General features: G+C 37.8%; 17 protein-coding genes. 9 read left to right on the forward strand and 8 right to left on the reverse strand.

Annotated elements, in window-relative coordinates:
* Positions 1-63: 63 nt before the first annotated feature.
* Positions 64-3,174 (forward strand): VPS10 domain-containing protein, encoded by a 3,111-nt coding sequence (locus BUF13_RS02175; RefSeq protein WP_073570104.1) that lies wholly within the window; start codon positions 64-66, stop codon positions 3,172-3,174.
* A 74-nt stretch (positions 3,175-3,248) separates the two neighbouring features.
* Here BUF13_RS02175 and BUF13_RS02180 read toward each other — a convergent pair whose 3' ends face one another.
* From BUF13_RS02180 to BUF13_RS02205, 6 genes are all read right to left on the reverse strand, one after another.
* Positions 3,249-4,022 carry a hypothetical protein gene (locus tag BUF13_RS02180; RefSeq protein WP_073570105.1) on the reverse strand — a complete coding sequence of 258 codons (774 nt, stop codon included), beginning with the start codon at positions 4,020-4,022 and terminating at the stop codon, positions 3,249-3,251.
* A gap of 11 nt (positions 4,023-4,033) precedes the next feature.
* Entirely contained in the window at positions 4,034-4,810 is a 777-nt protein-coding gene (locus BUF13_RS02185; RefSeq protein WP_073570106.1) for a sterol desaturase family protein, read from the reverse strand.
* A gap of 121 nt (positions 4,811-4,931) precedes the next feature.
* Positions 4,932-5,696, reverse strand: coding sequence for a LytR/AlgR family response regulator transcription factor (locus BUF13_RS02190; protein ID WP_073570107.1), 765 nt, complete (start codon positions 5,694-5,696; stop codon positions 4,932-4,934).
* Complete coding sequence (locus tag BUF13_RS02195) at positions 5,671-6,705, reverse strand: sensor histidine kinase (RefSeq protein WP_073570108.1); 1,035 nt, start codon at positions 6,703-6,705, stop codon at positions 5,671-5,673. The genes BUF13_RS02190 and BUF13_RS02195 overlap by 26 nt, the downstream gene beginning before the upstream one ends.
* A gap of 81 nt (positions 6,706-6,786) precedes the next feature.
* A complete protein-coding gene (locus BUF13_RS02200; RefSeq protein WP_134204300.1) occupies positions 6,787-7,155 on the reverse strand; it encodes a DUF2147 domain-containing protein in 369 nt (122 codons plus the stop codon).
* A gap of 253 nt (positions 7,156-7,408) precedes the next feature.
* Positions 7,409-8,068: a YiiX/YebB-like N1pC/P60 family cysteine hydrolase gene (locus BUF13_RS02205; RefSeq protein WP_083586344.1), complete on the reverse strand. Its 660-nt coding sequence runs from the start codon at positions 8,066-8,068 to the stop codon at positions 7,409-7,411.
* A 226-nt stretch (positions 8,069-8,294) separates the two neighbouring features.
* Between BUF13_RS02205 and BUF13_RS02210 the strand changes: the two genes are divergently transcribed.
* From BUF13_RS02210 to BUF13_RS02225, 4 genes are all read left to right on the forward strand, one after another.
* Entirely contained in the window at positions 8,295-10,181 is a 1,887-nt protein-coding gene (locus BUF13_RS02210; protein ID WP_073570110.1) for a sulfatase family protein, read from the forward strand.
* Positions 10,182-10,254: 73 nt separating this feature from the next.
* Positions 10,255-11,742, forward strand: coding sequence for an arylsulfatase (locus BUF13_RS02215; protein WP_243839681.1), 1,488 nt, complete (start codon positions 10,255-10,257; stop codon positions 11,740-11,742).
* A 140-nt stretch (positions 11,743-11,882) separates the two neighbouring features.
* A complete protein-coding gene (locus BUF13_RS02220; protein ID WP_073570111.1) occupies positions 11,883-12,101 on the forward strand; it encodes a DUF4287 domain-containing protein in 219 nt (72 codons plus the stop codon).
* 137 nt (positions 12,102-12,238) lie between these two features.
* Positions 12,239-13,531: a serine hydrolase domain-containing protein gene (locus BUF13_RS02225; protein ID WP_073570112.1), complete on the forward strand. Its 1,293-nt coding sequence runs from the start codon at positions 12,239-12,241 to the stop codon at positions 13,529-13,531.
* Between the two features lie 32 nt (positions 13,532-13,563).
* Here the strand turns inward: BUF13_RS02225 and BUF13_RS02230 are convergent, their stop codons facing one another.
* A complete protein-coding gene (locus BUF13_RS02230) occupies positions 13,564-14,085 on the reverse strand; it encodes a DUF4943 family protein (RefSeq protein WP_073570113.1) in 522 nt (173 codons plus the stop codon).
* 1,014 nt (positions 14,086-15,099) lie between these two features.
* The gene (gene tnpA / locus BUF13_RS02240; protein WP_073570115.1) at positions 15,100-15,537 is read right to left on the reverse strand and encodes an IS200/IS605 family transposase; all 438 of its coding nucleotides are present in this window, start codon (positions 15,535-15,537) and stop codon (positions 15,100-15,102) included.
* 1,206 nt (positions 15,538-16,743) lie between these two features.
* On the opposite strand from tnpA, the gene BUF13_RS20500 reads away from it, so the two are divergent.
* The 4 genes from BUF13_RS20500 (at position 16,744) to BUF13_RS02265 (ending at position 18,989) form a co-directional block, all read left to right on the forward strand.
* Complete coding sequence (locus BUF13_RS20500; protein WP_134204302.1) at positions 16,744-16,983, forward strand: hypothetical protein; 240 nt, start codon at positions 16,744-16,746, stop codon at positions 16,981-16,983.
* Between the two features lie 195 nt (positions 16,984-17,178).
* The gene (locus BUF13_RS02255; protein ID WP_073570118.1) at positions 17,179-17,823 is read left to right on the forward strand and encodes a DUF6266 family protein; all 645 of its coding nucleotides are present in this window, start codon (positions 17,179-17,181) and stop codon (positions 17,821-17,823) included.
* Positions 17,824-18,092: 269 nt separating this feature from the next.
* Positions 18,093-18,653, forward strand: coding sequence for a restriction endonuclease subunit S (locus BUF13_RS02260; protein WP_073570119.1), 561 nt, complete (start codon positions 18,093-18,095; stop codon positions 18,651-18,653).
* Positions 18,654-18,656: 3 nt separating this feature from the next.
* On the forward strand, positions 18,657-18,989 hold the full coding sequence (locus BUF13_RS02265; RefSeq protein ID WP_073570120.1) for a hypothetical protein: 333 nt from the start codon (positions 18,657-18,659) through the stop codon (positions 18,987-18,989).

Below are 18,989 nucleotides of genomic sequence, written 5' to 3' on the forward strand. Positions count from 1 at the left end.
CATTAGATAACGGAATGAAAAGTAAACATTACATCAAGAGAATTATTAATCAAAAAACCACCTATGATTAAATTTAAAGAAGTCTTGTTCAAGAGGAAATTGAATGGGGCATTCCTGCTGGGAGCTGGACTATTGCTCTCTATTCCAAGTTTTGGCTTGGAAAAGAGTGCTCATCTAGCGGACCCCGATTCACTTTACATGAAAACGCTCAAGTTCCGAAATGTGGGACCTACCCGTGGCGGTAGGGTCACAGCAGTTTCTGGAGTTGCCAATAACCCAGGTACTTTTTACATGGGAAGTACTGGAGGAGGTGTTTGGAAAACAGATGACTATGGGATCACCTATTCCAATTTGAGTGATGGCTTTTTTGCATCACCATCCATAGGAGCCATTTCAGTATATCAGGAAAATCCCAAAATTGTCTATGTAGGAACTGGTTCCGATGGCTTGAGATCCAATGTGATTGCTGGAAAAGGAATGTATAAATCAGAGGATTCAGGGAAAACTTGGAAATCTGTCGGATTGGAAGAATCAGGTTTGATTGGTGCAGTGGAAATTCATCCTTCTGATCCGAATACTGTTTTGGTAGCAGCCATTGGTCAGCCTTTTCAGCGAAATGAAGAAAGAGGGGTTTTTAAGACAACTGATGGTGGAGAAAGCTGGAAGAAAGTCCTTTATCATTCTGATTCCGTCGGTGCAGTGGATTTGGAATTTGCTCCTGGAAATCCTGATGTGATTTATACAGCTCTTTGGAGAGCTGAAAGAAAACCTTGGACTGTAATAAGTGGAGCTGATGGAGTTGGAGGAATTTATAAATCCACTGATGGAGGGGAAACTTGGACCAAAAAATCGCAAGGCCTTCCAGCTGGATTGATTGGTAAGATTGACTTAGCTGTTTCTGATGCAGATCCCAATAGATTGTATGCCTTGGTTGAAGCTCCCGGTGAAGAGGGAGGTTTGTATAGATCTGATGATCAAGGAGAAACATTCTATTTTGTAAGTAATAAAGACGGGCTTTTAGATCGACCGTTCTATTACACCAATATTGAATCCAACCCTAAGAATGCGGATGTACTCTTTTCTATGTCTACCGGTTTTTACAAATCAACAGATGCTGGTAAAACTTGGAAAACGATGAGAACCCCTCACGGAGACAACCATGATATGTGGATTCATCCTCAGGATACTTCTTTGTTTATTCAAGCGAATGATGGAGGAGTGAATGTGACAACTAATGGAGGAAGGACTTGGAGTTCTCAACATAATCAAGCTACAGCTGAATTGTATCAGGTGGAAGTAGATGACCAATATCCATATTGGTTGTATGCTGGACAACAGGATAATACCACGATAGCAGTTCCTAGTTTACCTCCTTATAGCGCCCCAGGTGGAGCATCTGGACTTTGGATGGAAGTAGGTGGTTGCGAGACGGGGCCAGTTGTACCTAAGCCAGGGGATCCGAATATAGTCTTTGCCAATTGCAAAGGCCGTTTTGGAGTCTATGATAAAAGAACAGGCCAAGAGCAGCAATTTTATGTGGGCGCTTCCAATATCTATGGACATGATCCTGAAGATTTGACCTATCGCTTTCAGCGTGTTTCTCCGATTCATGTCTCTCCCCATGATCCAAATACGGTTTACCACACTTCTCAATATGTTCATAGAACCAAGGATAATGGTATTACTTGGGAAAGGATTTCTCCAGATTTGACAGCCAATGAACCTGATAAGCAGGTAATTTCAGGAAGTCCGATTACCAGAGATATAACTGGTGAGGAATATTACAGCACAATCTATGAAATCAATGAATCCCGGATAGAAAAGGGGGTAATCTGGGTAGGGGCCAATGATGGTCCAATCCACGTTACTAGAAATGATGGAGCATCGTGGGATGATGTGACTCCAAAGGGTTTACCTAAGGGGGGAAGAGTAGATTGTATTGATCCTAGTCCTCATACCAAAGGAAAGGCCTATGCTTCCATTTTGAGATATCAATTGGGTGATTGGAAGCCATATATCTACAAAACAGAAGATTATGGAAAAACCTGGACTCTTTTGACTGATGGTCAAAATGGAATTCCTGAAGATTTCCCAACCAGAACAGTTCGAGAAGATCCTGATAGAAAGGGCGTTTTGTATGCTGGAACTGAATATGGTTTGTTTATTTCTTTGAATGATGGAGAGACTTGGGAATCATTCCAACAAAATCTTCCTATAACTCCGATTACTGATATCAAGGTTTACCGTCAGGATTTGATTTTATCCACTATGGGAAGAGGTTTTTGGATCATGGATAATATCACTCCAATTCATCAAATCGCAGATGCCAAGAATAGCAATGGACCTTTCTTGTATGAGCCGAAAGATGCGATTCGCTATTATTACAGAGGAAATAGTGAAAGAAGCACTCCTCATTATCCAAGCGTTGCTTTGGCTGTTGATTATTTTGTTCCAGAGGGATATTCAGGAGAAATGACTCTTGAAATAGTCAATAAAAATGGGGAAGTGATACGATCTTATACAAGTCAACAGCAGGCCAGTAGCTCAGAAGAAACTGACATGGCGACCAATTTTTATTTCCAGGACTTTCAGTCCAAGTTGGATAGCACAGCAGGTCTTCACCGTTTTGAGTGGGATATGAAATACCCGGGTCCTTGGGATGAAAATAAACGAATAGCTTATCAAAGAGGCCCAATGGTTGAGCCTGGAGAGTTTACGGTTCGGTTGATAACAGATGGAAATATACAGGCACAAGGATTTGCTGTAAATGCCGATCCAAGGCTTGAAGGAGTCAGCCAAAGTGATTTGGAAAGTCAAGTAGCCCTGGTAAAACAAATCATTGATTTAGAGTCAGAAGTGAAGAAGGCATCCAAATTAATTGAGGACCAGCAAGGAAAATTGAAAGAGGATGAAAGCAAGAAAGCTCAATTGGAATTGGAAGGTCTAAAAGCAGTCCAAACTCAATTGGTAAATGCAGATCAGATTTATCCTCAGCCTATGCTGATAGCCCAACTTCAATACTTGAGAAGTATGCTGGAAAGAGCAGATCAACGTCCCGGAAAGGATGCTTATGATCGATATGAAGAGCTTCATGCAAAATGGGACAAGTTGAAAGCTGACTTAGCAAAAATTGGTTTGGAAGGAACGGAGCTAGACAGGATAACCAAGGAATAATTTATATCAAGCTAAAAATTCAAAAAGCCGGAATCTTAAAGGATTCCGGCTTTTTATTTTTCTTAAAACTCTGATTATCTATTTTTTGTAAATACCTGACCACTATTCAAAGTAAGAATCACCTGAGTGCTTTTTAGCTCTAATGTACCCCCATAAGCGAATGTTTCACCTCCACTGCCAGTGCCAGATAGACTAACTTGAACTTTTCCTAGAATAACACCTGTTTCGGATTTTTCTAAAGTGAGATTGTCCGCACTTAGATTTAGCTTACTGGAAAATTGCTTTGTTTCATTGATGTATGAAACCTGATTTCCAATTCTTTCCATAGTTAAACCTAATTGATATTGCTCTGCAGTTGGTTCTATACCTGAAAAAGTCCATTGGATAGTATTGGAATCCGCAGAGCTAATTCGTGGGCTTTCATAGAAAGAGTTTCCGGCTAAAGCGAAAACAATTTGACTTGGAATCCGATTTATACTACAATTGACAGTCCACGTAACTAGGTAATCCCATGCAATCTGTGCGTTAGTTTTAGTGATTTCTTGACTCCATTCATAAGTCTGCGGTGTGCCACAGGTGAAATTGAATGAATTGGATGCATATCTGGCCTCTTCTCCTTGGGAAGGAATTTGGGAGGAAAATGAGCCAAGTGATTCGCTTTGATCTAGGATTCCACCTGAGTCTCCATCCACCGCATTGAATATTACCTCAGCAGCTTCTTCTTCGGAAATAGATAAGTCTGGATTTTCATTTTCTTGGTTACAAGAAGTAAGGGCAAATGCTAAACAGGAGAAAATTGCCAATTTCTTTCCCCATTGCTTGTCAGTAAAAATTGAAGTTTTTTTCATGGTATGTTGATTTAAATTGTTTTTTGTTGTTTCGTTTTATTAATAAGTTTTGTGAATCCAAAAGCCATTATTTTCAGTGGGTTATATCCAACTTTGCCTTCTGTAATCCCATAAATCGGAGCTTCTGTTTCTTTGATATAGGTCCCAAAAATTCTATCCCAAATCATGAATACACCTCCAAAATTTTTATCTAGGTATTGAGGGTTTTTAGCGTGATGAACCCTATGTGCACTTGGGGTATCCAGGACTCCTTCTAATGGCCCCAACTTGCCAACCATTTCGGTATGGAGGAAAAATTGATAGAGAAGGTTAAGTGAAATCGATAGCACTATCCAATCGATCGGTATCCCGATTAGAGCAAGGGAAGCAAAGAAGAAAGGAGTAAAGAGTCCATTTAGCCAATGCAACCTGTAAGCACTTGAAAAGTTGATTTGTTGGGTTGAATGGTGGACTAGATGAAAGCCCCACAAAAATGGAACTTCATGAGACCATCTGTGATACCAGTAATAGACAAAATCCACCAGAATGAATGTTGCTCCAAAAACTAGTGCGTTTTTAGGCAATGAGAAAAATTGCCATTGACTGATCCATTGAAGTATAAATAATTGATAGCCGGTCAGGAGAACTTTGAAAATGACATGCCCAACAAGAATTGATAGGTTGGCAACCGTCTCTTTTTTCTCGTAGACTTTGCATTCATTTTTCCAGTTCCAAACGACCTCAGCGATTATTGCAATAGCCACCAAAAGCAGGAGCCATTTCCCATAACTTTGAATAAGAGGATTCATCTTTTTTGTGTTTGTTGATGAATCAAATTTGCAGAGAATGGGAGGGTAATTGCTTGGAAATCTGGGTCAAGCTGTCAAATTAAAGGGTCAATTGACCTAGGATAGGATTGGCGAAAATGGCCTACTTATTCATCCATGCCTTAAAGGCTGTACTTTTTGCTTTGCTAACCAAAACTCTGTCCTCTGTATCAGGATCAAGATTCAATGAAAGTCGTCCATTGAAATAATAGTGGACTTCTTGGATGGCCTGTAGGTTCACAAAATATTGGCGATTGGCACGATAGAATTGTTCCGGATTAAGTTCTTGCTCCAACTTTTCAAGGGTACTTTCCAAAATATAGGTTTGTCCCTGGAAAGTCTTAGCATGACAGACTTCCTGCTCGCTCCAGAAATAGGCTATACTTTCAGTTTTCACGGGAATCATTCTACCTTTTACATGAATCAAAAATGCTTGTCTATAACCTTTTGGAGCTAGTAGGTTTTGAACCACATGAGCAATCTGATCCATGGAGTGATTTGGTGAACTTTGCTTTAGAGATTTGTACTTTTCAAGCGCTAGTCGTAATTGGTCAACATCCAGTGGTTTGAGGAGGTAGGAAATCCCAGAAGTCTGGAATGCCTGCAAAGCAAAATGGTCATAAGCTGTTAAAAATATAACGGGTTGGGTGATTTGAATCTGCTGAAAAATATCCAAAGACAAGCCATCGCTTAATCGAATATCCATTAAGGCCAAATCGAATTGGTCATGATTGGCAGGAATCCACTTTACAGCTTCTTCTACTGTAGAAATTGTTTTAATAACATCTACTTCTGGGAAAGAATCTTGAAGTGTACCTAGAATGAGACGGACAGTCGCCGCTTCATCCTCCAAAAGGAGCATTTTCATAGATTAGAGGAAGTTTTACAAGGAAGGATTCTTCCGATTGTTGAATTAAAATAGATTGACCTGTCAGAATTTTAAAACGTTCTTCCAAGTTACTTAAACCTATCTGAGTACTAGGTTCTTTGATCTTTAAAGGGCTAAAATTATTGCAGACTATAAGGTTGTTTTCCTCTGTAAAGATTCGGATTTTCAATGGATTGGTGGAACTGAATTGATTATGCTTAATGGCATTTTCAACCAAAGGCTGGATAGATAAATGGGGAAGGGAATACTTTCTAATTGAATCAGGAATATCAATTTCTAGGGTAACACCTGTTTCAAATCGCATTTGAATCAATTCAAAGTAGCTTTTTAATTCTTCCAGTTCAGTGGAAACAGTCACTAATGTTTCCGAGTCAACTAATCCATATCTGAAGACCTTTGAAAGATGTCCTATGTATTTCTGTGCTAATGGAGGATTTTCTCTCACAATTGCTGAGAGGCTACTCAAGGCATTAAATAAGAAATGAGGGTTGATCTGTTGACGTAAAGCTTGAAGCTGTGCATTGAGATAAAGGTTTTGAAGGCGTTGATTTTCTTCCTTTTTCTCACGAGCCTCTTCATTCTTTTCCCAGATGTAGACCATCAATCCAAAGAAAAGGAAAATAAGGGCTGATTTTAAAAAGTAAGTCATTCGGAAAAAATTGAATGGCATTCCAATTTCAAATAATTTGGAATGAATCAAGATCGCCAAATAGGTAATACCGGCAAAAAATATAAGGAAACTGAGTAGAGTGAGGTATTTTTTCTGTTTTTCAAACTGATAGACAGTAACCTTTTGAAAGAAAAAGTAGCAAATCATTGCCAGAAACCAAGACAAGGAGCATTGGAGAAAGAACTCTGGGAGATTGAATTGGACCCACTGAGAAAGTACCGTATCTGGCTGTAGAGATAGAATTTTTGGGGCATTTAGGATCAATGCCACTAAGAAGGTGAGACTAAAGGAAACTTTGGCTTCCAGTTGAAATTTCATTGTTAAATATAAGGTCTATAAGCATTTAATTAACCCCCATTAATCGTCAAACGGGGGTTAATTTTTAGGATTTGGTTAGCCTTATTGAATTTTTACCCACTTCTCCTTTTTTGAAAATGGACCTTTGGAAACTTCGATTTCCATATTGTTTGAATCAAGTAAAGTAAGGATTGCGGGAATTGTTCTATTTCGCTGAATGATATGTAGCACACCCTCATATTTTTCGTTTTCCTTCGAAAAAATGATGTCAGTCAATTGATTTTGACCAATGAGATCTGAGTCTTTTGCTTCCAGAATTCTAGCCTCATAGCTATTACCTGATTTAACAAATTCCAAGACCCTGCTTTGATCAGAATTTTCCCATTTCCCTATGATTGAATCAGGTTCAATACTGAAAGAAAAAGGAAAAGTCAGAAATAATGTAAGGAACATGGCAAAGGTAGTTTTCATAGTTTTTTTGTTTTTGTTCAAAAGTTGGAAAAAGGCAGGTGGAGGCTTAAAAAATTTGGGTGAGTTGACTTTTTGGATGGATAAAGCTTCCTAATACAAGAGTGAAGTTTTTATACTTGCAGACTTAAAGTTTTACCTTCCTAGTTTTTATTAATTCCATCTTATCAAATAAATACAACCATTTAAATCACTGAATAGATAAAAAAAGCCTTATGACCTATATCATCTGTTAGGGTTTCAATAGAATAATCAATCAGAACTGATTAATAAGGTATCCTATGAAAATTAATTTGGGATTGGATGCCAATCCATTTGGATTACATCCCAGCTTTCCCTCAGGAACTTCCATATTGAGCTTTTTATAGAAATCAATCCAGAATTCATCTGTATTACCTGTTTCAGGATTTTTAAAAGTCATAGGCTCCAACTGAAAAATGGAGGCATGTCTAAATGCTCTTTCGACAAAATCAGAACAATAAAGACTAGAATCATTCAATACATACGACCAATTATAAGGTTTTCCCAATAAGGTTTTTGAGGTGTTAATGGCCTGATCTATAGATGATTGATAAGGGTCGTTTAATCTATAAATTGCAAACTGTTTTGGAGTGGAGTTTTTTCTAAAAACCAAACTGTCGAGAGGCTCACGAACAGAACCTTTTTGAGTGCTGGCATGAATAATAAGCAAACTATCACCCTTGATTTCGATAATGCCCACATGATCAAAGGATGCATTTTCGGTCTTTTGAGTTACCCGATTGATGGCTCCTGAAAGGTTTTCGCTTTGAGCTCCTACAAATATCAAATCTCCATTCTGAAGATTTTGACCTAAATAAGAAACTTGATCCTGAGAAAAGGCTGGAGTAAAATCTAGGATTAATAAGAGTAAAATTAATTTGAAAAGAGTTTTCATGAGGTAGGGATCAGGCTAATTATTCAATTCAAATTTAAGTCTATATTATTACACGAATCATTTCAACCCAGATAATTGCCATTGATTTTTAATACCCTTGACTAGTCTTTGACAAATAGGGATAACTTGTAATTTTGAGTTGAGCCAGATCTAGATTGCTTTCAATTGGTTTGATAGATTAAATTCAGCTTTTTGAGGACCAAAATTATTTACCCAAAATTTACCTATGAATTCCTTTCGCGTAGTTCTTGTCTTTTTAATCCTATCTATTGAATCTGTTTGTGCCCAACAACCCAATGTTTTGTGGATTACCATAGAAGATACATCGCCGCAATTTATTGGCAGCTACGGAAATTCTGACTCAAGAACTCCTGTAATGGATCAATTGACAAGGGAAGGAGTTCAATTTACCAATGCTTTTTCAACAGGAACTGTTTGTTCTCCGAGCAGATCGGCCATCATCACAGGGATCAAAACTTATGAACTGGGTACAGGAAACCATCGAAGTAATTACAGCATTCCAGCTTGGCTCAAAGGCTTTCCTTATTATTTGAAACAAGCAGGTTATTATGTCACCAACAATAGCAAAACCGATTATAATGTAGCCAATGAAAAGCAGTTTATAGCTGAAGCTTGGAATGAGAGTTCTGGAAAAGCAGGTTGGTGGGATAGGGAAGAAGGGCAACCTTTTTTCTCGGTATTCAATTTCAATGAATCTCACCAATCTCGGACCATGACTCATCCCTACGAATGGTATGTTGAAAATGTCCTCGAAATGCTTCCTGAGGAAGATCGGATTGCTGAAGATGAATTTGAAATGCCTCCCTTTTATCGGGATAGTCCTGAGATGAGAAAGCAAATGGCCAGAGTTTATAATAGCCTGAAGTTGACGGATAATCGCATAGGTGATCTTTTGGAAAGACTTCGAGAAGATGGACTATTGCAGGAGACCATCATTTTCATTTTTGCGGATCATGGTGAGGGGATGCCAAGGGGAAAGACAAACGGAATCAATTTTGGCTACCGAGTTCCTTTTACGATTTGGTTTCCTCCAAAGTACGAACATTTGTCTCCTTGGGGAATAAATACGAGGACGGATGAATTGATGAGCTTTGAGGATCTTGCACCCACGATGATCAGTTTAGCTGGAGGAAAGGTTCCAGACTATTTGAAGGGGAGAGTTTTGTTGGGGGAAAACAGATCTCCAAAAGCTGATAAGCTTTTTCTTTCTTCTGACCGATCAGATAATGGAATTGATATGATTAGGACAGTGACGGACGGTAGGTTTGTTTATTCCAGGAATTTTATGCCTTACATGCCTGAAGCGAGGTATATCAGGTACATGGAAATCGGAGAGATCAAGCAAATTATGAGAATTGATCTTGAAAATGGGCTTTTGAACTCAATTCAGGAAAGCATTTTTCAGTCGAGAGAGCCAGAAGTATTATATGACATTGAAAATGATAGCTGGGAAACCAACAATCTTGTTGGCAATTCAGAATATCAGGATGTTTTGGTTGAAATGAGAAGTGCATTAAAAGCGCACCTTTTAGAAAGAAAAGATGTATTGATGCTCCCAGAAGGTGAATTGGATAGAATTTCAAAAACAACCTCTCCCTATGAATTTAGAGAAAGTGAGTCTGATTTTCCTTTTGAAGCAATTTATGCTGCAGCTAAACTATCAGGGTTTAGGTCGTCCGAAATTTTAGCCCAGCAAATTGACTTATTGGAAAGTTCTAACCCAATCCTAAGGTATTGGGCTGCGATTGGATTAAAATCCCAAAGCAAAGAAGCTTTGAAAGCTAATCTTGCTGAGTTGGAAGAAAAAATGAATGATGATTACCCTTATGTTTCAGCAACGCTTGCTTCGATCGTATATGAGATAAATCAAGCTCAAGAATCTCAGGAAATTCTGAAGAAATCGATCTTGAGTGAAGACAAACATTTGTCACTGATGGCTATCAATTATTTACTTTACTCTGAACATAAAAGTCCATTTATAGAGCCAATCCGCGAAGTATATGAAAGACAGGGAGAATATAATTCCGCTGCTGCTAGTAAAGATTTTCTAGGGAGTTTAGGTTTGATCCCTAATGATTTTGAAAACAGGTAGGTTAATTCTCAAAAAATGGCTTTTTAAACAGCTTCCCTAGGTTAGAAATAATAGTAGAAAAATTTTAAGTTTAATGATGACAATAAAATCCCTAAAAACAGTTTCAAGTCTTTTTGCTGCAGCAGCTGTCTGCGTTTTGTTTACAAACTGTTCTCAAGAACAGGCTAGTGAATCAGTTGAAAAAACCTTCAAAAAACCCAATATCATCTACATTTTGGCGGATGATATGGGATATGCGGATATGGGAGCATATGGGCAGGAAAAAATCGAGACTCCCAATTTAGATAAACTCGCTGCATCAGGGATCAAATTTATGAATCACTATACGGGAAGCACCGTTTGTGCACCTTCCAGATCGGCTTTACTGACAGGTCTTCATACAGGTCATACTCCGATCCGTGGAAACAAAGAATATCAGCCTGAAGGACAGGAAGCGATGCCTGATTCTGTTTTTACCATTGGTAAAATGATGAAAGAGGCAGGGTATGCCACGGGAACTTTTGGAAAGTGGGGACTTGGGTTTGTTGGTACCACCGGCGATCCCAATAATCAGGGAATGGATTATTTCTTTGGCTACAACTGTCAGCGTCAGGCTCATCGCTATTATCCCGATTATTTATGGGAAAATGATCATAAGGTGACTATGGAAGGAAATGGCTGGGTCAATAAGGAGACTTATGCCCAGGATGTGATTCAGGAAAAGACCTTGGCCTTTATCGATGAGCATCAGGACGAGCCATTTTTCATGTATGTTCCTCTAGTTGCTCCTCATGCAGAGTTGGCTTCACCAGATACGGCAACGATCAATAAATACAGGGAAAGATTTGGAGATGAAAAACCTCATGTTGGTGGAAAAGGCGCTGATTATGGAGATGACTTGGTGATCGGTATGTATCAATCCCAACCCTATCCAAGAGCAACCTATGCTGCTATGGTTGAAAGAGTTGATTCCTACGTTGGTCAAATTATCGAAAAATTAGAAGAAAAGGGATTGACAGACAATACAATTATTCTATTTGCCAGTGACAATGGGCCACATCGAGAAGGAGGGAATGATCCAGACTTTTTCGACTCCAATAACGGGTATCGAGGTTATAAAAGAGATCTTTACGAAGGGGGAATCCGAACAGCATTTGTGGTCAAATGGCCGGGTAAAATCGAGGCAGGAAGTACAACTGATCACATTTCTGCATTTTGGGATGTATTGCCAACTTTTGCGGAGATTATAGATTATCAAAATTTACCTCAAGTTGATGGAGTCTCTTTTTTACCAACTCTCTTGGGTGAAAAAGAGCAAAAAGAACATGACTATTTGTATTGGGAATTTGTAGAGCAAGGAGGGAAGCAGGGAATTAGAAAAGGTGACTGGAAAGCAGTGAAGCTGGATGTGAAGAATAATGAAAACTCTCCAATAGAGTTGTACAATCTTCAAACCGATCCGGGAGAAACTCAAAATGTGGCCGATCAAAACCCCGAAATTGTTAAGGAAATGGAAGAGCTTATGAAAAATAGTCATCAAAGGAATTTGGTTTTCCCTCTTTTGAAAAGTGAGATTGAATAAATTTCCTATCCGCTTTTAAGATCAGGACTTGGAAAATCGGACATCGGTCATCGGTCATCTGGCTATTACCAACAAAGTAAATTCGGGTTGTGGTGCAAAAGCGGATATACCAATTAAAAAATATTCTAACCCAAAGTATTATGTCTTTTCAAGCTTATTTGGATAATATCCAAGCAAAAACAGGAAAGTCTCCGTCTGACTTTAAAGAGATGGCCGAAGCTAAAGGATTTACCGAAAATGGTAAAATCAAATCTGATGTGAAGGCTACTCAAATTACTAACTGGTTGAAAGAGGAGTTTGGATTAGGACATGGTCATGCCATGGCCATTTATGCCTTATTGAAAGGGAAGAAGGAGTAAGGGAAAAATAAATAATTGCTCCCAAACCCATTTTTCTTACCGATTAAGGAAAATACTTGTCCCAATTTGGTGCAGACATTTTAGCCTGTTAATTAGCGACATATTTGTGTCTAACTTTTAGTCAAATTTCGGCCAGAATGAAAAAAATCTTCTCTTCGCTTTTCTTGTTTGCTTTGGTAGTTCAATTGGGATATGCTCAGCGTGAGCTTGTCCATGCTACACCCACGAAAATGGGGTTTGATGAAAGTTACATCAACCAAAAAGTGGATTCAATCATGCAAATGGGAATTGATAGTTTGGCATTTCCAGGTGCTCAGTTGTTGATAGCGAAGAATGATACTGTCATTTTTCATAAAGCCTATGGTTATCATACTTATGACAAGGTTCAACCTGTTGCCTTGAATGATTTGTATGATTTGGCTTCTGTAACCAAAATTTCCGGTCCTTTACCAGCCCTTATGAAATTGGTGGATGAAGGGAAGCTGGATCTGGATAAACCTTTCAGCACCTATTGGGAACCTTGGAGAAAGCGGAAAGACAAAAAAGACCTAACACTTAGAGAAATCTTAGCTCATCAAGCTGGTTTGATCCCATACATTGTTTTTTTGAATGAAGTGGTAAAGAAAAATGGAAAGGTCAAAAAGAGATTTGTCCATGATACACCCGATAATCGGTTTCAAGGACAAGTCTACGATGGGATATATATCAACAATCGCTTTGAGAAGAAAATGAATCGGATTATTAACCGATCCAAGGTTTCAGAGGAGAAGAAATACCTGTATTCAGGATTGACGTTTTTGATTTTTCCTGCTCTTATTGAGCAACTTACAGGAACTGACTATCAAACTTATTTGAAGGAAAATTTTTATGATCCTATTGGGAGCAAAACCATGGGATTTCTGCCTGAGGATAAAAATTTCGATAATGAAATTGTCCCAACAGAAGTAGATTCACTCTTTAGAAAATCCTTGGTAAAAGGCTGGGTGCATGATGAAAATGCTTCATTGAAAGGTGGTGTTTCCGGAAATGCAGGTCTTTTTGCCACCGCTGATGATTTAGCTAAACTGATGCTTTTGTATCAAAACTATGGGAATGTGGATGGTCAACAGCTCATTTCTGCAGCTACAGTAAAGGAGTTTATCAAGGTGCAATATCCAGAAAATGAAAACCGTCGAGGTTTGGGATTTGATAAGCCGCTTTTGAATAATTCGGAACTTCCGCTATCTGAAGCTTATCCTTCACCATTGGCTAGTCCGGAAAGCTTTGGACATTCTGGGTTCACTGGAACCTTTGTTTGGGCCGATCCGGTCAAAAAGATAACCTATATTTTCCTGTCTAATCGAGTTTATCCATCCAGATCTCACCAAAAGCTGTATGGCTTAAATATTCGAACTGCTTTGATGGATGTTTTTTACAGGGCTGAAAAATAATAGATTACCAGTACTGAGATATCATTAGCATTTCAATGCCAACGATAGTCAGTTTCTTCCAAGGGATCAATTTGATTGAATTCTGAGAAGTCTTTGGATTTATTTGTTTCCCACCAATCGTAATAGGAATCCGCTATTTCCCTTTGTATCAGATTTGTTTGGTTTACAAACTCTAGTGTTTCCTTATTCTTTACCACTGGATTTTGTGAAGGAAATGTTCCGATAAGGAATTCGCTTCCAAAAGATCTGGCCCGAATAGACTCGATAGTCCAGAGGATATACATTCCCACAGTGGATTCCACTGTGATCGATGATGAAATTGGGTTTCGTGGGAAATTGGAAATTTTCTGAGTCTCGTTTCGATAAGTTAGAAGCTTCTCAATATCATTTGCATTAAAATTGGGAAGTTCTGTTTTGTCGTATTTTTCAGCCTTTAATTGCGAGACGTATCGTTCTACGCTTATGTTTGGGGATTCGGAATTTTCACTGCAACTAGAGAAAATGGCCAGGGTTACTATCAGAAAAATGCTGAGGGTGGCAACTTTCAATTTCATGTTTGAAATTAATTAAGGTTTTTTGGGTAAACGGCTATGATAATCAAATAATTGACGTGTTAACTAATCGAATCGATACAGGTGATTTTCAGAAAGTTATTTCATTAATTAAATCCCCTGTATTAATTAATATTCCATTAAAGATCGGCCTAAAGGCCAATCCTATTGAAATTGGAAAACCATTATAAATGTTGGTGTTGAATAGACCGCGGTTTCAACCGGGGTTTCAAATAATCCCCAACACCCCAATCGGGCTTTAGCCCAATAGATCAATTATTGGGTTAAAACCCCCATAAAAAATGTCAATGGGTACGGAATGGCCTAAAGGCCAATCCTATTCAAAACCTATGGAATTTAACCTCTTGGCATGACCTAAAGGCCAATCCTATTGAAATTGGAAAACCATTATAAATGTTTGTATTGAATAGACCGCGGTTTTAACCGGGGTTATCAATAATGCCCAACACCCAAATCGGTCTTTAGCCTAAAAGATCAATGATTGGGTTAAAACCCCCAATAAAAAATGCCCATCGGTAGGGAATGGCCTAAAGGCCAATCCTATTCAATCCCCATATTTATCAAATTGAATTAAAGGCCAATCCTATTCAAAATCGTAAATCATAATAATTGTTGGTGTTGAATAGGCCACGGTTTCAACCGGGGTCATCAATAATCCCCAACACCCCAATCGGGCTTTAGCCCAATAGATCAATTATTGGGTTAAAACCCCAATAAAAAATGTCAATGGGTAGGGAATGGCCTAAAGGCCAATCCTATTCAATCCCCATATTTATCAAATTGAATTAAAGGCCAATCCTATTCAAATCGTAAATCTTAAAAATTGTTTGTATTGAATAGGCCCCGGTTTCAACCGGGGTTTTAAATAATACCAACCACCCCAATCGGGCTTTAGCCCAATAGATCAATTATTGGGTTAAAACCCCAAATAAAAAATGTCCATTGGTAGAGAATGGCCTAAAGGCCAATCCAATTCAAAACAATCAAATAATTCAATTATTCACCCAATTTCTCAAATCCATATTTGGAAATAAATTCTTCATATTCTTGGGCATAGGATTTTTTTCGATGATGGTCCTCTTGATTTTTGATGTATTCCCTAACATTATCTAACATCAATTCGGCAATAGAGACGGCAAAATATTCATCCTGCCATTCAAATTTCTCTTCTGTCAATTTGTTTTTGTTGATCCAAAAGGAAGATTCACCTTTTAATAATTGAACTGTTTTCTGAATTGTTTGATCCTTTCCCAGAGAAATCAAGCAATGGCAATGGTCTGAAAATCCATTTACGAAATCGACGAATATTCCTTTTTGCAAGGCATTTTCTCGGATATGATTCCAAACTTTAATTCTGAGTTCTCTGGAATTTAAAAATGGTTGGCGGTTTTTGGTGCTCCATACGAGATGGATATAAATTTTAATAAATGCCATGATTGAAAAATATTAATTAAGAATATAGGTATAAAAATAGAATTGGGCTAAAGCCCCCATAAAAAAATCAATTCATTGTTAGAATGGCCTAAAGGCCAATCCTATTCAATCCCCATATTTATCAAATTGAATTAAAGGCCAATCCTATTGAAATTGGAAAACCATTTTAAATGTTTGTGTTGAATAGGCCCCGGTTTTAACCGGGGTTATCAATAATCCCCACCACCCCAATCGGGTTTTGCCCAATAAATCAATGATTGGGTTAAAACCCCAATAAAAAATGTCAATGGGAAGGGAATGGCCTAAAGACCATTCCTATTCAAATATGAAATCCATTATAAATGTTGGTGTTGAATAGGCCCTCGTTTTAACGAGGGTATAAAAAATTGAATTAATATCCGGTTGGGCTTTAGCCCAATAAATCAATGATTGGGTTAATACCCCAAATAAAAAATGTCCATCTGTAGGGAATGGCCTAAAGGCCAATCCTATTCAATCCCCATATTTATCAAATTGAATTAAAGGCCGATTCTATTGAAAATGAAAAACCATTATTAATGTTTGCATTGAATAGGCCCCGGTTTTAACCGGGGTTTTAAAAAATATGCAACACCCCAATCGGGCTTTAGCCCAATAAATCAATGATTGGGTTAAAACCCCATTAAAAATATGCATCTGTAGGGAATGGCCTAAAGGCCAATCCTATTCAAAACCTATGGAATTTAACCTCTTGGCATGACCTAAAGGCCGATTCTATTGAAATTGGAAAATCATTATAAATGTTTGTGTTGAATAGGCCGCGGTTTTAACCGGGGTTATTAATAATACCCATAAACCCAATCGGGCTTTAGCCCAATTATCAAATAGATTGGGTTAAAACCCCAAATTATAAATGTCCATTGGTAGGGAATGGTCTAAAGGCCAATCCTATTCAAACCCCATATTTATCAAATTGAATAAAAGGCCGATCCTATTCAACACCCAATTCGAAAGGAAAAGCCTCCTGCTTGATACCCATCATTTCCCTCCATTGAACAAGGGAAACATGCAGTCCAAACGCTTTTTGTCAGAAAAAAATTAATCTTCTGAAGGGGCTAAATCATTTGATATAGAATATTGTATCCCATTGAAATACATGACATTGGATCAGAATCTAAGAGAAAAAAGATGATCTTAAATCCTATCTAATTACTAGCCCCTTATTTGATGAATCTGAATTTTGATCATAGCGCAGAAGAGTTGTTTGATTCCTATCTGGAGGAGGATATTTCCTTTTACCTCTGGGAGATGTATCAGTGCTGGTTGCTGGAGCTTTCCCAAAAAGATAAGACCCATCAAGAAGTAGAAAACAGGCAATACTTCTTCCAGCTTCTTACGACCCATGTCAGCAAGAATCTCAAGCAATATCAACAAAAAGCTCCCCCTAATAAGGCGCATGCTGAATAGCAATGAATGCATAGAGATCTTGATTAAATGGAGGGTTTATTCAGGGTTAATACAGGGATTCTATAGGATTTATACAAATCTGACCTACATAAACCCAGTAAAGACCCTATAAATACCCTGATATTTAGTTGCTTAAGTATTTGAATATTAAAAAAATTCACTACTTTAACTATAGTTCAAATAGACTTTTTAGATATGGCTACTATCTCAGATTCCAGTATTATTCAGCCTCAAGGGAAAGTAGGAAGGTTTACATTCTACCAACTCAATGGAAAAACCATCATGAGGAGCCTTCCTAGCGGCCCTCATAAAAACAAAACCCATCCTTCAGCCCTTCAAAAGATTTATCGGACCAGGCTAAAAGAAATCAATGCCTATCTGCGACCCTTAAAGCGAGTGCTTGACTTTGGCTATCAGAACTTTCTGGATCAAAAGACCGGGGTGAACTGGGCGCATACGGATTTGGCAACGAAAGGCTATAATCATCAGGCAAATCCGAGAATCAATCCGGCTTACTTGCAAATCAGCAAAGGAAGTCTGGTTGGAGCTGGTGATGCATCTGCTAATAGGGAAGGGGATGAAATTAGGATCTCTTGGTCAGATAATTCCTGGGAAGCCAATGCCAACCCAAGAGATCAGGTGGCTGTTCTCCTGCACCAACCAGAAGTCCAAAGACATCTTTGGCTACAAGAGATAGCTAAAAGAGAAGACTTAAGCCTAGCTATCTCCTTAGACTCTACCAATCAAGAACTGGAGTGGGAGCTTTACCTGGTATTCCACAGAACACAAAGCCAGAAGAAGCTATTGATTTCTGATTCCCAGTATTTGGGTAGGAGGTGAGGGGAGGTAAGGTTAAAGAGCTAAGGATTTCGATAGATTTTTTTAGAAATATCTTTTCTGGTAAAATTGATTTATGGAATTAATAATTTTTTTGTTTCGAGTTAAAGATTTCTAATTGGTTTAATGATAGTGAAATAGAAAGTTAGGAAAGTAGGTTTTCATATTTTTTAACATCCTAGCCATTATTGCAAATAATTTTTGTTTTTTCTCAAAGTGTTTCTAATTTTGAGAAATAGTTACAGCAAAGCTATTATGCAATTATTAATTCAATGAAAAAGGTTCTAAAAAGTATATTTTCTGGGTATTCATTTAGAAGTAAGGTCGAACATGATGAAAACGGAGATGTCTCTGTAATTCAAATGAAAGATTTGCATAATGAATATCAAGAAATTGGAAGTCAGATGCTAAGAATTTCTGGAGATTCTATACCTAAAAAATACTTACTTGAACCTGGAGATGTACTTTTTATCTCAAAAGGTGCTAATAACTATGCACTTGTATTCAATGATAAAATTAAAGCTGTTGCTGCTTCAGCCTTCTTCGTTTTGCGTCCAAATAAAAAGATAATCGTCCCAGAATACCTTGCGTGGTTTATAAATCAAAAAGAAACCCAACGCTTCATAGAAGAGAACAGAGCTGGAACATATATCCCAAATGTCAATAAAACTACTGTAGAAGCTATTGAGATAAAACTTCCAACACTCGACGAACAAAAAATTGTTGCAAAAATGGATTTTTTACAAAAGCGAGAGTATTTATTAACGATTGAGCTTTTAGCCAAGCGGAAACTGCTAATAAGCAATCTATTAATGCAAAAAATAATAAAATAGAATATGATAATAGAAAAACACAAAAATGAGATTCATCAATTGATAGATCAAATATTTCTCCTACTTGGTGAAAAAAGAAATGAATTGGAAGAAAAAAGAATTAAGGGTGAAGATTCAATCAGCGCATTCATGGTTGATGGGGAAGTCCCTGAAATTTTTTGTGACCCTCAATTAAACTCACGGAATCTTCATTTATTGAGCAAAGAGCAAGAATTAATTCAGTTACAACAATCAGCTATTGAAGACATGCTAAAGGGAGATATAAATGGAATTCAATTAACCCAAGTACTCAAACCGATTCTGAAAGAATTTGAATTAGCTATCAAAAATATATAA

This window comes from Algoriphagus zhangzhouensis (assembly GCF_900148515.1).
Classification (GTDB): Bacteria; Bacteroidota; Bacteroidia; order Cytophagales; family Cyclobacteriaceae; genus Algoriphagus; species Algoriphagus zhangzhouensis.

Bases quoted from the DNA above. Each gene is read 5' to 3' on its own strand.
- BUF13_RS02210 (WP_073570110.1), top strand. From the start codon at position 8,295: ATGAATTCCTTTCGCGTAGTTCTTGTCTTTTTAATCCTATCTATTGAA.
- BUF13_RS02175 (WP_073570104.1), top strand. From the start codon at position 64: ATGATTAAATTTAAAGAAGTCTTGTTCAAGAGGAAATTGAATGGGGCA.
- BUF13_RS02185 (WP_073570106.1), bottom strand. From the start codon at position 4,810: ATGAATCCTCTTATTCAAAGTTATGGGAAATGGCTCCTGCTTTTGGTG.
- BUF13_RS02255 (WP_073570118.1), top strand. From the start codon at position 17,179: ATGGCTACTATCTCAGATTCCAGTATTATTCAGCCTCAAGGGAAAGTA.
- BUF13_RS02230 (WP_073570113.1), bottom strand. From the start codon at position 14,085: ATGAAATTGAAAGTTGCCACCCTCAGCATTTTTCTGATAGTAACCCTG.
- BUF13_RS02265 (WP_073570120.1), top strand. From the start codon at position 18,657: ATGATAATAGAAAAACACAAAAATGAGATTCATCAATTGATAGATCAA.
- BUF13_RS02190 (WP_073570107.1), bottom strand. From the start codon at position 5,696: ATGAAAATGCTCCTTTTGGAGGATGAAGCGGCGACTGTCCGTCTCATT.
- BUF13_RS20500 (WP_134204302.1), top strand. From the start codon at position 16,744: ATGAATCTGAATTTTGATCATAGCGCAGAAGAGTTGTTTGATTCCTAT.
- tnpA (WP_073570115.1), bottom strand. From the start codon at position 15,537: ATGGCATTTATTAAAATTTATATCCATCTCGTATGGAGCACCAAAAAC.
- BUF13_RS02200 (WP_134204300.1), bottom strand. From the start codon at position 7,155: ATGAAAACTACCTTTGCCATGTTCCTTACATTATTTCTGACTTTTCCT.
- BUF13_RS02205 (WP_083586344.1), bottom strand. From the start codon at position 8,068: ATGAAAACTCTTTTCAAATTAATTTTACTCTTATTAATCCTAGATTTT.
- BUF13_RS02220 (WP_073570111.1), top strand. From the start codon at position 11,883: ATGTCTTTTCAAGCTTATTTGGATAATATCCAAGCAAAAACAGGAAAG.
- BUF13_RS02180 (WP_073570105.1), bottom strand. From the start codon at position 4,022: ATGAAAAAAACTTCAATTTTTACTGACAAGCAATGGGGAAAGAAATTG.
- BUF13_RS02215 (WP_243839681.1), top strand. From the start codon at position 10,255: ATGATGACAATAAAATCCCTAAAAACAGTTTCAAGTCTTTTTGCTGCA.
- BUF13_RS02225 (WP_073570112.1), top strand. From the start codon at position 12,239: ATGAAAAAAATCTTCTCTTCGCTTTTCTTGTTTGCTTTGGTAGTTCAA.
- BUF13_RS02260 (WP_073570119.1), top strand. From the start codon at position 18,093: ATGAAAAAGGTTCTAAAAAGTATATTTTCTGGGTATTCATTTAGAAGT.
- BUF13_RS02195 (WP_073570108.1), bottom strand. From the start codon at position 6,705: ATGAAATTTCAACTGGAAGCCAAAGTTTCCTTTAGTCTCACCTTCTTA.